Annotated in this window: 11 protein-coding genes; 1 reads left to right on the top strand and 10 read right to left on the bottom strand. The window is 67.6% G+C overall.

The window, feature by feature from the left end:
* Window positions 1-8: 8 nt before the first annotated feature.
* Together E5679_RS15430 and E5679_RS15425 are read right to left on the bottom strand one after the other, a co-directional pair.
* Entirely contained in the window at window positions 9-1,046 is a 1,038-nt protein-coding gene (locus tag E5679_RS15430) for an AAA family ATPase (RefSeq protein ID WP_138417441.1), read from the bottom strand.
* Window positions 1,047-1,102: 56 nt separating this feature from the next.
* Window positions 1,103-2,665, bottom strand: a complete 1,563-nt coding sequence (locus E5679_RS15425; protein ID WP_212746978.1) for a CehA/McbA family metallohydrolase — start codon at window positions 2,663-2,665, stop codon at window positions 1,103-1,105.
* Between the two features lie 101 nt (window positions 2,666-2,766).
* Between E5679_RS15425 and E5679_RS15420 the strand changes: the two genes are divergently transcribed.
* Window positions 2,767-4,428, top strand: coding sequence for a phosphodiester glycosidase family protein (locus E5679_RS15420; RefSeq protein ID WP_138417439.1), 1,662 nt, complete (start codon window positions 2,767-2,769; stop codon window positions 4,426-4,428).
* 16 nt (window positions 4,429-4,444) lie between these two features.
* Here E5679_RS15420 and E5679_RS15415 read toward each other — a convergent pair whose 3' ends face one another.
* From E5679_RS15415 to E5679_RS15380, 8 genes are all read right to left on the bottom strand, one after another.
* Entirely contained in the window at window positions 4,445-5,365 is a 921-nt protein-coding gene (locus tag E5679_RS15415; RefSeq protein ID WP_249336169.1) for a carbohydrate ABC transporter permease, read from the bottom strand.
* Between the two features lie 15 nt (window positions 5,366-5,380).
* Window positions 5,381-6,343: a carbohydrate ABC transporter permease gene (locus tag E5679_RS15410; RefSeq protein ID WP_138417438.1), complete on the bottom strand. Its 963-nt coding sequence runs from the start codon at window positions 6,341-6,343 to the stop codon at window positions 5,381-5,383.
* Between the two features lie 20 nt (window positions 6,344-6,363).
* Window positions 6,364-7,254: a phosphodiesterase gene (locus E5679_RS15405; RefSeq protein WP_138417436.1), complete on the bottom strand. Its 891-nt coding sequence runs from the start codon at window positions 7,252-7,254 to the stop codon at window positions 6,364-6,366.
* Between the two features lie 25 nt (window positions 7,255-7,279).
* Entirely contained in the window at window positions 7,280-8,014 is a 735-nt protein-coding gene (locus E5679_RS15400) for a tyrosine-protein phosphatase (protein ID WP_138417435.1), read from the bottom strand.
* A complete protein-coding gene (locus E5679_RS15395) occupies window positions 8,011-9,366 on the bottom strand; it encodes an extracellular solute-binding protein (protein WP_138417433.1) in 1,356 nt (451 codons plus the stop codon). Before E5679_RS15395 ends, E5679_RS15400 begins: the two co-directional genes overlap by 4 nt.
* 44 nt (window positions 9,367-9,410) lie before the next feature.
* On the bottom strand, window positions 9,411-10,562 hold the full coding sequence (locus tag E5679_RS15390; protein WP_138417431.1) for an ABC transporter ATP-binding protein: 1,152 nt from the start codon (window positions 10,560-10,562) through the stop codon (window positions 9,411-9,413).
* Between the two features lie 125 nt (window positions 10,563-10,687).
* Window positions 10,688-11,596: a MurR/RpiR family transcriptional regulator gene (locus E5679_RS15385; RefSeq protein WP_138417430.1), complete on the bottom strand. Its 909-nt coding sequence runs from the start codon at window positions 11,594-11,596 to the stop codon at window positions 10,688-10,690.
* 59 nt (window positions 11,597-11,655) lie between these two features.
* A complete protein-coding gene (locus E5679_RS15380; protein ID WP_138417428.1) occupies window positions 11,656-13,155 on the bottom strand; it encodes a CYTH and CHAD domain-containing protein in 1,500 nt (499 codons plus the stop codon).
* Window positions 13,156-13,215: the final 60 nt, after the last annotated feature.

The raw sequence follows: 13,215 nt of genomic DNA, 5'->3' as shown, positions 1-13,215 counted from the left end.
AGTTCCGGTCAGACCAGCCAGCGGCGCCACCAGGGTGACTGCTCCGGTTCCGGCGTCGGTTCCGGCTCCGGCTCCTCGCCCAAGGCCAGCGCGGCCTCCTCGATGTCGTCCGCGGTGAGCGTCATGACGGCCTCACGATCGAGCGCGTCGAGACTTTGTTCGTCATCGCGGGACAGCCGCAGCGCCTGGCGGTTGAGTGCCTGCTCGAACAGCGTCCGGGCAAATCGTGCGTTGCCTGAGTCCTCGCCCGCGTGGAGCCCAGTGAGGATGCTGCGGAGCATCTGGTCCGCGCCGGGCTCCAGCGTGTACTCGTGCTGGGCGAGCATCCGGTGGAAGATCGTCTGGAGTTCGTCGACCGAGTAGTCGGGGAACGTGATCTCGCGGGCGAACCGGGAGCGCAGTCCGGGGTTCGAGAGCAAGAAGGCCTCCATCAGCCGCGGGTACCCGGCCACGATCACGACCAGACGGTGACGGTGGTCCTCCATGCGCTTGAGCAGGACCTCGATCGCCTCGGGGCCGAAGTCCATCCGGCCGTCCTCCGGGGCCAGCGCGTAGGCCTCGTCGATGAACAGGACGCCGTCCAGGGCACGTCGGATCACCCGGTCCGTCTTGATGGCCGTCGCCCCTACGTACTGCCCCACCAGACCCGAGCGGTCGACCTCGACCAGGTGGCCTTTCTGCAGCAGGCCGACCGCGCGGTACATCTCGGCCAGGAGCCGCGCCACGGTTGTCTTTCCCGTGCCCGGGTTCCCCAGGAACACCAGATGCTGTGATGTGGCCACCTCCGGCAGGCCGTGCGCCTTCCGGCGGGCTTGGACCTGAAGGTAGGCGACGAGGGCCCGAACCTGTTCCTTCACCGTCTCCAGCCCGACCAGCGCATCGAGCTCGGCCTGCACCTCGGACAGCGGCCTGGCCGGCCCGGGCCTCGCACCGATGAGATCGCTGACCAGCTCGTCCACGCGCTCCGAACCGGGCAGCTTGAGCTGATCGGCCAGATGGACGATGGTTCCCCGCAGGTCGTCGAGTGGATTACGGCTGCCAGCCATCCACCCATGGTAGTGCTCAAACTCCCGGCGGGGTCCCTCTCTGTGGCTCCCTGCGCCTACTTGGACCCGAGGAAGATCGGGTTCGTCAGGGCCGCCATGGGGCCGAGCGGCAGGTTGGGCCCCATTTCGGTGCCGCTGCCGGAGGTGCCGTCGCCCTTCGGGTGCCGCACTTCGACGCGGATGTACGCCACAAGCTGGGCCGTGGTGAGCCAGGTGCTGGTGCCTCGGCCCGAGGCGGGGAGGGTGATCTGCTGCGTCTGGCCCTCGTCGGTGATGAAACGGACGACGCCGTTGGGCACCCCGCCGATGGCGGCCGTCACCGTGACCGGGGCGTCGTGGGCGACGTCGAGCCGCTCGCCGATCCCCGCGGTCTTGCCGCCTGACTTCACTGTGAAATCAAGGGTGATGTCGGCCGATTCCGCGATCCACGACCGGCCGCTGCGGATGCCCTCGAGCACGGCGTCGTGGGAAAGCGCTGCGGCGTTGACGACGTTGTGTGGCCAGCCGATCACCTGGGGGGCGCTGTGGGCGTCGCTGTTCCCCATCGCCGGCAGCCAGCGCCCGTTCGTCCGGGCTGATTCGACCAGCATCGAGTCCCAAGTGTTGACCGACGATTCGTCGTCGACCGTCCACGGCCCGGTCCAGACCTCGACGGCGTCGGCGTCGCCGTACCCGAACTTCCAGCGGCACGCGACATACGGGCAGTACGGGTGAGCGGGGACCACGAGGCCGCCCTTGGAGTGGATGAGCTGGGCGGCGTCCTCGAAGCCCTTGTCCCGCGCGCGGTACCGCCAGTCGATCCACTCGCCCGGCTCGAGGCCGAGAGCGAGGTAGTGGCCGTTGCGGGTTGTCACTTCCTCGCCGGTCAGGATGAGCAGGTCGTTCCCTGCTAGCGGCCCCCACACACCATGGGAGGCGGGCGTGTTGTGGTCCGTGGAGATCATGAAGTCGAGGCGCGCCGCGCGGGCACCAGCGGCGACCTCCTCGGGCGTGCGCTTGCCGTCGGAGTAGACGGTGTGCAGGTGGGCATCGCCGCGGTACCAGCCAGCGCCTCGGCCGGGAACCGCCTGGGCAGGGTACTGCGGGCGGTAAGGGGCGCCGTCGGGCCCGTGCTCAAGGGTGACCGTCACGGTGTAGTCCATGCCCTGCTCGGAGACCTGGTATGGCCCCAGGATCACGTTCCAGGTTCCCTTGCCGATCGGGCCCGGGAGGTAGCCCGGGGTGGCGTCCGAGGCGCTGATCGTGAACTCGGTGCGGAAGCCGCCCGACCAGCCGCGGAAGCCCTTGCCCTGGAGATCGGTGCCACGCTCGTCGAACATCCCGATGTCGCAGGCGTTGGACAGCAGGCCCGAGGGGACCGAGGGCTTGCTGTACGTGTAGGACACGCTGATCCGGTTGACTCCGGCGGGGACGTCGACGGGCAGGTAGACGAAGTCGGCCGCGCCGGGGTCAAGGTGCCCGGTGATGGTCTTCGTGCTGGTGCCGCTGTCGGCCGCCGCAAAGGTCATCGGCGTCAGGGTCAGGGCCGCGCCGGTGAGCGCGGCTGTCAGGAAGCCCCGCCGCGTCGTGGGCAGGAGGGCAGGTAGGTCGGCGCTGTGGGCCTTGCAGGGAGAAGTCACTCGGGACACATTCACCATGTGGACTTAACAGTTGGCAAAGACCGGTGGAACGTGTTCTGAACTCGTCGGATGCTGGCTCGCCGGCTACCTAGCCTTGGACAGTGCGTTCAACCAGAACCCGAAAAAGCCTCCTCGCTGCTACCGCGGCGCTCACCGTCTCATCGGCCCTCCTGACTCCCGCCAGCGCATCCCAAGCGGCTCAGACGAGTGCCCCCGTCGAAGCAGCGCACCTCAACCTTGGCGCCCAGGACCTGCCCGAGACCCGCACCCAGAAGGAGCTCGCCCCCGGGGTCACGCTCACCGCCATCCACCGCGGCGGAACGGACAGCTCGCTGTTCTGGACGGCAGAAGTCGCCATCCCCTCCACCTCCCCGGATCCCGACGCGCCAGCCTCGGCCCTCTCCGACCAGGCCACCGCCCAAGCAGTGGCCGCCAAGCTTCAGGCTGCTGGCGTCGTCGCCCGGGTCGAGCAGGTCGTCTCCCCGCAGTTGGCCGACGCCGGCGGCCCGCTCGGCTACCGCGTGCGCGCAGGCGAGTTCGCGCAGAAGGCGGACGGCGCCGCCGTCGTGAATCAGATCAAAGCCGCCGGCTACGCCTCTTCGGTCGTCTACAGCGGCTGGGACGGCGATCTCGGGACCAGCTCTCAGACACGCGGCCCATGGAACCTCGACGTCATCACGATCGACCCGAAGCAGTACCACGGAGAGCTCGCAGCGTCCTTTGGCCCCGACCTTGAGAAGCCGGAGACCACCAGTCAGCTCGCAGCGGCCCAGCACGCGATCGCGGGCACCAACGCTGGATTCTTCGTCTTCGATCCCGCCGCCGGAGCCCCCGGCGATCCCGCGGGGGTCGGCGTCTACGACGGCCAGCTGCTCCGAGAGCCAGTCGGCAATCGGCCCGGACTCATCCTCAACGGCGCGAACAACAGGACCAGCATTGAGCGACTCACCTGGAAGGGGTCGCTCGATGCTGCCGGCGCCACGCTGCCCCTGACCGGCCTCAACCGCGCCCCCGGGCTCATCCGCAATTGCGGTGAGAAGGGCGACCAGCCCACCGAGCAGCCCCAACAGGACGTCACGTGCACCAACGCCGATGAGCTCGTGGCCTTCACTCCCCAATTCGGGGCCACATCACCCGCGGGAACTGGCCTTGAGGTCACGCTCGACGCCCACGACACAGTTACCTCAGTCTCCGCGTCTCGCGGAGCAACAATCCCAACAGGCGGGCACACCGTTCAGGCCGCCGGAAGCGAGGTCGAGCAGCTGCGTGCCCTCGCCCACGTGGGGCAGAAGCTCAAGGTCAGCGCCGACGTCCTGGGCGAAGACGGCAAGTCATTGATGACGACGAAGGACACGAGCGTGGTCAACGGCGGCCCGCTGCTGGTCAAGGACGGGCAGGAGGACGTAACTGTCCGGCAGGACGGCATGGTCCACCGGAACGATGCCAACAGCTTCTACTACGGCTGGGTCCACAAGCGCAACCCGCGCACGTTCGCCGGCACCGATGCTGAGGGCCGGACGCTGCTCGTCACCGCAGACGGCCGCTCTACCAGCTCGCTCGGGCTGAGCCTGAAGGAGGAGGCCGACGTCGCCCAATCGCTGGGCATGGTCCAGGCAATGAACCTCGACGGCGGCGGCTCCACCACCGCCGTCGCGCAGGGCGCCGTCGTCAACACCCCCTCCGGGACGGCGGAACGGCCGGTCGGCGACGCAATCCTCGTCCTGCCGACCCGCACTGACTCGGGCGGCTCCCGCCGCCCCTGACCGGGCGGTGAGACAGCTACTTGAGCCCCGAGCGCACGAACGCGTCCACGACGTAGCGCTGCAGGAAGATGTAGATGAGGAAGATCGGAAGGCACGCGATGGAGCTCGCGGCCATGATCGCTCCCCAGTTGTTTCCTTCCGCGCCGAGGAACGCCCGAATGCCGACCTGGATGAGCGCTGTGGATTTCTGCATGATGAGTGATGGCCACAGGTATTCGTTCCAGGCGCTGATGAACAGCATGATTGCCAGCGCGGCGAGGGCGGGCCGGAGATTCGGCACGACCACCTGCCAGAGCGTCAACCAGGACGAGCGCCCGTCCATCTGCGCCGCATCGAGCAGCTCCCTTGGGAACGACTCGAGGTGCTGCCGAAGCATCATGACCGCGAACGCCGAGCACAGCTGGGGGAGTACGACGCCGGCCACGGTGTTGAGCAGCCCGAGCTGGGAGACCAGCAAGTAGTTCGGGATCATCGTGACCTGGAACGGCACGAGCCAAGACCCCACGAACAGCAGATACAGCGCCTTCTTGCCGCGGAAGCTCCAGCGGGCAAAGCCGTACGAGGCGAGGACGGCCACGAGGAGCTGCGCCCCGGCGAGGACGAGGGCCATGCCTAAAGTGCTGGCCAGCATGCTCCCGATCGGAATTTGCTGCCACACCTGGAGGAAGTTCTCGAGGCTCACCGGGCCGGGAAGAGGATTGGTCGAGAGCGCTTCAGCGGTGGGACGGAACGCCGTGACGAACATCCAGTAGATCGGGTAGACCGACACGAGCGCGAGGATCGCGAGGAGGACGTGCGCGGGGAGGCTCGCGAGGGCTCTGCTGCGTGCACGGGACGCGGCCCGGCGCGGCGAGGAGGTGACGGCGTCATCCGCTGCTCTTGTGAGTTCAGCGGGCGGTGAGGTTGGAGCGGGAGGGGAGGTCAGGATGAACGCCACGGGGACTCTTTCTGATCAGTTGTCGTGGAAGCTGAGCTTCTCGGACAGCTCGACGAAGATGACGGCCACGATCCCGAAGCCGGCGAAGAAGAGCATTCCCGCGGCGGAGGACAGGCCGGCGTCGAAGTTGCGGAAGCCGAACTGGTACAGCAAGTAGTAGATGTTCGTCGACGAGTTGCCCGGGCCGCCCTGGGTGACGAGGTCGATGATCGGGTAGGTCCACTGGGCCGAGAGCAGGATCGTCATGAGGGCGAGGAACACGAGCGACGGCGAGAGCAGGGGGAGCACGATGCGCCACGTGATCTGCCGTTGGCTCGCGCCGTCGATCGATGCGGCGGCAGAGTAGTCCGGGCTGATGCCCGCGAGGCCCGCGGAGACCACGAGGACCCCGAAGCCCAGCATCTGCCAGCCGACAATCACGACGATGGACAGCATTGAGCTGTCTGGATCACGGAAGATGTTTCCCATCGGCGTTCCGAGTGTTGTGGCGATCGCGGGGATGGTGCCGCTCTCGGGCGCGAAGAGCCAGCGCCACACGGCGCTCGTCGCCACAGGCGTGACGAGGAACGGCACGAAGATGAGCGCTTGGTAGAACGTGCGGGCTCGGCCCTGGACCCTCCGCGAGAGCAGTGCGAACAGGACCGGAAGCGCGACCGAGATGCCGAGGAACGCGAGGATGTACGCGACCGTGTTGGCGAGCGCCTGATGGAGCTCGGGGAGGCTGAGCACCTTCTGGTACTTCTCGACGCCCACGAAGGTCTTGGGCTTCGTGGGGATCAGGTTCCAGTCCTGCAACGAGAGCCCGGCGGTTTGGACGAGGGGCCAATAGGTCCACACGAGCAGGAGGGCGACGGCGGGGAGGATATAGAGGTAGGGCAGCCAGGCAGAGCGCGGACGGCGGCGCGCGCGGGGCCCTGCCGGGCCGACGACGACGGCAGCAGCTGCCGTCGTCGTCGGCCCTTGGACTTCGGTGAACATGGTGATTCCTGCCTCGGAGCCTAGTGAGACGCCGACATCTCGGCGGTGGCCTCTTCGAGGCTGAGCTGCGTGAAGGCCTTCATCTGCTCGGCGGTGACCTCGTAGACGGTGGCGAACTCGCCGATGGGCACGATCGTGTTGACCACCCGGTCGCCGTAGACGTGCACGAGGTTGAACGCCTGCGCGCCATTCTGGCCGCGCATCGAGCCGGGCTCGACGTTGAGGTCCTGCGTGTAGCAAGTCGCGGAGGCCACCGAGACGGGCACATTCCCGAACAGGCTGAAGGTCGAGAAGTGGAAATGGCCGGCTAGGATGCCGCGGACGTCGGTGCCGCGAATGGCCTCCTCGAAGCGCGCTTGGTCGCGGAGCTCGAACATCGAGATCATCTCGTGGGTCGAGGGCACCGGCGGGTGGTGGAGGGCGATGAGGGTGCCGTGTGGGGCGGGCGTCGCGAGGACGTCCTTGAGCCACGCGAGCTGCTCGTCGGCGATCTCGCCGTAGTGCAGGCCGGGCACGGTCGAGTCGAGCGCGATGATTCGAAGGCCGTTGACGTCGTGGACCATGTCCACCGACTCCTCTCCCGCCTCGGAATCGAGGAGGATCCGGCGGAACGGTGTGCGGGTGTCGTGGTTGCCCATGACCCAGATGACCTTGGCGCCGATCTCCGCGGCAGCGGGCTCGACGAGGTCCCGGAGACGGGTGTACGCGTCTTCGCGCCCGGTGTCCGCGAGATCGCCGGTGAAGACGATCGCCTCAGGCCGGGCCTTCGCCTTCGCGAAGTCCTTGAACAGCTGGCGAAGGTTTTCGTCGCTGTCCACCGAGCCGTGCAGCAGCTCGTTGTCCGCGACGAAATGAGTGTCGCTGATGTGGAGGATGAAATGTTCAGGGGCAGGGTGCTGGGGCGTAGCCATGATTCTCCTTCTGTATGGGTTGCGGTCAGTGGGTGAGGGCATCGCGGAGGCGTGCTTGGTCCGCATCGTCGAAGCCGTGGGCGGCGAGAAGGCCTGCCGGGCTCCCGAAGAGCGTGTCGACGAGATCGAGGGCTTCCGCGAGCACGACGGCGGGGCTCGCCGTGACGAGTTCCCGCACCGCCTCGTCCAAGGGGGCAGAGGTGTGGAGCTCGATGGCGGCGAGCATGGCTTCCGCCCAGGGCCCGCTGAGGTTGCTCTCGCTCGCTGAGTAGTCGGCCAGGACCTGCTCTCGGTCCACGCCCACCGCGAGCAGCGCCGTCGCGATGACGAGGCCTGTGCGGTCCTTCCCGGCCGTGCAGTGGACTAGCACTCCGCCGTCGCCTGATTCGGCGATGAGGCGCACGGCCTGCGCGAGTCGGTCGGCGTGACGTTCGATGATGAGCCGATACACCTCCGCGAGCGTCGTCCTCGCTGCCAGCCCAGGGACCTGGACGGACTCGAAGATCGGGTGGTGGGAGATGTGCAGGGGGAGACCGCCGACGGCGCTGGGTGCGGAAGTCAGCTCCGTCTCGTCGCGAAGGTCGATGACGGTGGCGATGCCGAGGGACTCCAGCCGCTTCCGACCCGCCTCGCTCAGGCGGTGGAGCGCGTCCGATCTGAAAAGCTTGCCTTCCCGCACCGTGCGCTCGCCGGCTGCATAGCCGCCCGTGCTGCGGAAGTTGTACGTGCCGTCGATCTCAAGGGCAGGATTGGCGATCATTTGATGAGGTCCTGAGCTCGCTTCTGGGCGTCCTGCATTGTGGCCTTGGGGTCCTTGCCGTAGTAGACGACTGCTTCGACGGCCTTGCCGAGGATGTCATCGACTTGCACATAGCTGTTGCCGGGATACGAGACCCACGGCTGCAGGCGGTCGAGCTGGGAGAGGTTGGGGGCGATCAGGGGGTTCTTCTGCGCCCAGTCGTAAAGCGAGCCGCCAGGCTGGGTCAGGCTCGTGCGGAGCGGCAGGTAGCCGATCTTCGTGGAAATCTGCTCGTAGGCATGGTCGCTGGTCATCCACTTGATCAGCTCCCACCCCGCGCGCTGTTTCGCGGGATCCTGGGAAAGGACGAACAGGGCCGAGCCGGAGTTCGTGGGAACGGCCGGCTTGCTGCCGAAGGCCGGCATCGCGGCTGCCTTCAGCTGCCAACCGCCCTTGGCGGCGGCCTGCATGAACGAGCCCTGCAGCGCCGAGGTCGTCAGGATGAAGGCCGTGTCGCCCTTGGGGAGGCCCTCGTACTGGGCGTTCGGGTCGGCGTTCCGCAGCACGCCGTCCTTCGTGAGCTGGCTGAGCTTCGTCACAGTGTCGACGGCGGCGTCCGAGCCAAACTCGATCGTCTTGCGGTCGTCGGAGAGCACCTGGGCGCCGTCGGACTTGAAGAGGCCCTGCATGCACCAGTTGCCGCCGATGCTCGTGCATGAGATGTCCAGCGAGGGCTTGCCGGTCTTGGCTGTGACGGCTTTCGCGGCTGCCTCGACCTTGTCCCACGTCGAGAGGTCAGCGTCGGCGGGTACACCGGCCTGGGCGAGCATCGTCGCGTTGTAGAAGAGGACGGGCGTCGAGAAGACATAGGGGATGCCGTACGTCTTGCCGTTCCAGTCGGCGAGGTGCTTGGCGTTCGGGTTGAACGGGTGCGCACCGCCGAGAGCGTCGTCGATCGCCGTCTTGCCCACGAGGTCGCTGATGGGCTGGGCACCGAGCTGGGTGGCCGCGAAGTCGAGCCCGTCGAATGTCAGCTGGGCGACGTCGGGCGCGTGGCCGGCGAGGAGCTGCGTCTGCACGCTGCTGATCGTGTTGCTGCCCACGGCGCCGCCGCCCTGCGGGGGCTGTGCGTGCACCGTGATATTGGGGTGAGCCTTCTCGAACTCGGAGACGAGCCCGTTGATCGTGTCGCTCCAGACGCCGGCCTGCGCGAGGTTGTAGCTCTCGAAGGTAATGTCCACCTTCTGGTCGGGGGCGAGCTCTGGGATGACGGCGGAGGCCGCCGAACCCGTTGATGCGCCGCCGCAGGCGGAGAGTGTGAGCGCCGCGGCGGCAGCGGCCGCCGTCAGCGCGAGGGCACGATGAATTAACATGATGCGTCCTTCTGGGAGATTGGGTGAACGAACGGGATGAGGGGTCAGACGCTGAGGGCTGGCTCGTTCGGCGCCGCGTGTTGAGTCAGCGGTGGCTCGGCCCGCCATTCGAGCCGTCGACCGGTTGCCCGGTCGAAGAGGTGGAGGTGTTCGGTGCTGGCGCCGAGGACGACGACGGCGCCTTCCTCCCAGCGCTGCTCGCGCGGACAGGTGACACCGATGCGGTGGGCGCCGACGCGACAGTGCACGAGCTGCTCTCGGCCGAGGTTCTCGCACAGTTCCACGACGCCGCGGAGCGCGGCCCCGCTCGTGGGCGCAGCGGCCACCGAACCCGGCGCGTGAAGACTGAGGTGTTCGGGCCGGATGCCGAGCACGATCTCCCGCTCGGGCGTCTCTCCCTCCCACAGCACGGCCTCGACGCCCGGGGCCATGACGGTGATGGCCCCGTTCGACGAGGACAGCCGGGCGTCGAGGAGGTTGGTCGCGGGCGAGCCCATGAAGCCGGCCGCGAAGACGGACGCTGGCCTGTCGTAGAGCTCATCCGGGGTCCCAACCTGCTCCAGGCGGCCGCCGTTCAGGAGCGCGATCTTCGTGGCCATGGTCATCGCCTCGACCTGATCGTGCGTGACGTAGACGAACGTCGCCCCGAGCCGGCGGTGGAGGGCTGCGAGCTCTTGGCGGGTGGCGGTGCGGAGCTTGGCATCGAGATTGGAGAGCGGCTCGTCCATCAGGAACGCCTTGGGCTCGCGCACGAGGGCACGTGCGACCGCGACGCGCTGCCGCTGGCCGCCCGAGAGCTCCCTGGGCTTGCGTTCGAGGAGGTGTGCGATGTCCACCATGTCCGCCACTTCGGCTACCCGGCGGGAGACGTCGTGCCGATTCGTTCTCCGCACGGTGAGGGGGAAAGCGAGGTTCTTCGCGACGCTCAGGTGCGGGTAGAGGGCATAGCTCTGGAACACCATCGCCAGATCCCGGTGCCGAGACGGCAGATCCGTGATGTCCAGGCCATCGAGTTCGAGGGTGCCCGAGGTGGGCTCGAGAAGCCCTGCGATCATGCGCAGGAGGGTGGTCTTCCCACAGCCGCTCGGACCCAGGAGGACGAGGAAGTCGCCGTCTTCCACGACGAGGGAAATGTTGTCCACGGCCGTCACGTCCTTGAACGACCGCGAGAGCTGGCTGAGCACGAGACGGCCCATCGGCACCTCCGAGGAAATTGTGTTTCCTAACTTCTGGATGTCAGGAAAATCTCTACCTCGAGAGTGGGCTCGCTCGGTTAACCGGGAGCGACGCTCACGCTAACCGCCGGGGGTGGCGCAAGGAACTATTGGTGGGATTCGGGTGAGTCCCCGTCCTCGACGACCATCGTGAGCACTTCGCGGAGCACTTCTGCCTTGGCGGCCTCCGCCTCGGGAAGACCGCTGGTCGCAGCCGAGTGCAGCGCGGACAGGAGCAGCATCTGAACGATATTGCCGATGACCGTCTCGTCATTCCAGGAATGGAATTCCGCACCTGCCACGAGGGCGTGGGTTGAGAGCTCGGCGAGGGCGGATTTCGCGTAGCTCGTGATGCCCACGACCACCGCGCCCTGCTCGGAAGCGAGCCGGACCGAGCGGAGCGTGAAGGTGTTCATGCCGCTGTCGCTGACGGCAAGGCACACGTCGTCGGGGGTCAGGAGTTTCGCGGCGACGTGCTGCGAGACGATGTCCGCAGGGGCTTCGCACATGCGCCCGGTGGAGGTGAATCGGAGGGCGATCGATTGGGCTGGCGGGAGGGACGCGCCGTTGCCCACCACAAGCAGGCGGCGGCACGAGCGGATGGCAGCCGCAGCGTCGTCGAACGCTTCATAGTCCAGGGCGCCCAGAGCGCTTCGGATCTCGCTGGCTGCGCGAGTGAAGAGCCCATTGACCAGATGCTCTGTCGAGCCTGCCGCACCGGGGATCTCCTCCGGAGCGTGGACCGTCCCCCACGCTGCCGCGCCCAAGTCTCGGAGCAGGAATTGCCGGAGATGCTGGAACCCGTCGAATCCGAGGCTCTTGCACGCCCTCACGACTGTGGCCGGAGACGTGTCGGTGCGCTGGGCGAGTTCGGTGACCGAGAGCTGCGCGACCTCTTCCGGGTCGGTGACACAAAGCTGGGCTACCCGCCGCTCGCTCGGAACGAGGGAAGGCAGAAGAGATTGGAGGAGTGCCCGGGTTCCGCCGACGGGAGGTTCTGCACGTTGCTGGCTCACCCGCAAGACATAGCAGATGAAGACGAGGCGAAGGGAAACGGACCCCGATGAAGGTTCCGCTAGTGCAGGGGCTTTGGGTTGAAGTGTTCCCAATACCGCCAGAATTCGGCCCGTGCCTCGGCGGCTCGTTGCTGTTCATTCGCGTGCAGCCTCCCGAAGCTGAAGGCGTTGGCGCCTTCCAGATAGGCCGAGGTGCCGAGTTCGCGCAGCAGCGAGCGGGTCACGACGCTGTCCTGATGGTCCCCGAGGATGGTCTGGATGCGCTTGACGTCCTTGGCGAGCCGCTTGGCCAGCTTGCCGTGGACTGGCCGGGCGGACTCGGCCGCGTAGCGTAGCCGCTTGGCGCATTTGCGGGCCTCGTGCAGGGCGGGGTCCGATTCCGGTGTCCCGGTAGCGTCCTGGGCAGCGGCCACCGCTTCGCGGAGGCGGTCGAGGTGTGACACGCGGCGGGCCACAGCCTTGCGAGCTCTGCGTCGGCCCGCATCGGTCAACGGCGGGTCCTCCACGAAGGCCTCGAGCGCGTCGAGGAGGGCAAAGTACCTCTCGCCCCCGAGCGCTTCCAAGCTCGAGGCGTGGGCTCGGTGATGGCGCGCGCCGAGCTCCTCGTCGATGCGCTGGACCACCGGCCCCATGAGCAGCTCCGGCGGCTCGGCGGCCGCGGCGCGCTCCAGCCGCTCGCGCATGACTTCCAGGTCACGGGCCTCGCCGATGGACTGCGCCACCCACTTCAGCTCCTCGCGCAGGTAGTCTGCGGCGTCCCGGTCCGTGTACTTCCGGAACGTGGCGAGAGTGGATCGCATTCGGCGGGCTGCAATCCGCATCTGATGCACGGCCCGTGGCTCGCCCATGCGAACGCGGGGGTCCAGCCTCAGGAGCGCCTCGATCTGACGGCGGAGGTAGGCCAGCAGCACTTCCGCAGCGGGGCCCTTGCGCCGGGGTGGCGACGACGGAGTTCTGGCCCGCGGGTAGGAGTCGCCCAGTGCGCGGGCGAGCTTGGAGGTATAGGCGGACCGATGGCCTCCATGGGAACCGACGAGCCTCTCGGCGGCGTCCAGCAGGTTCACCGGGCCGTTCTCCAGCTCGATCTCCAGCTCGCGCCACTGCAGGGGTGCCCCGGCATTGAGCAGGGACCAGGCCTCCACCCGGTCGTCACTGAACTCGGCCAGCACCGAATTTCCCTCGCCCACTAGCGGCGTGCTCCTGCGGACGGTCTCTACCTTCGCCACCGGCTCGAGGGACCGACTCCTCACATGTGCTGCGACCATCTCCCGCAGCCGAGCTGGCACCTTTTCGGCGTCGGACCCCAACGGCTCGGTGACCTCGATCCTCTTGTCTGGCCCTAAGGGGAGCTTCAGATGCCACCCGGCATCCTTCCCGCCCGTACGCCGCCGAAGCGTGATTCCCCGCGCGGCCAAGGACAGCCGCGCTGTGTCGAAGTAGACGGCTTCGAGGCGATGCACCGCGCCTGGACCGGCTCCGTGCACGCCCGGGAGGGATTCGACGGGAGGGGCGGGGGCGTCTCCCGGGATCTCGAACTTCCTCTCGGACTCGACAGACATGGATCCCTTCACGGCAGGAGAGTACGCCTGGGCGCCCCTCGTGCGTAACCGTCGAAGGAA

The sequence above is a fragment of the Sinomonas gamaensis genome, assembly GCF_005876955.1.
In the GTDB taxonomy this organism is placed as follows: Bacteria; Actinomycetota; Actinomycetes; order Actinomycetales; family Micrococcaceae; genus Sinomonas; species Sinomonas gamaensis.
Note: the sequence above shows the minus strand (reverse complement) of the source record. Positions and strands in the feature narration are given on the sequence as shown.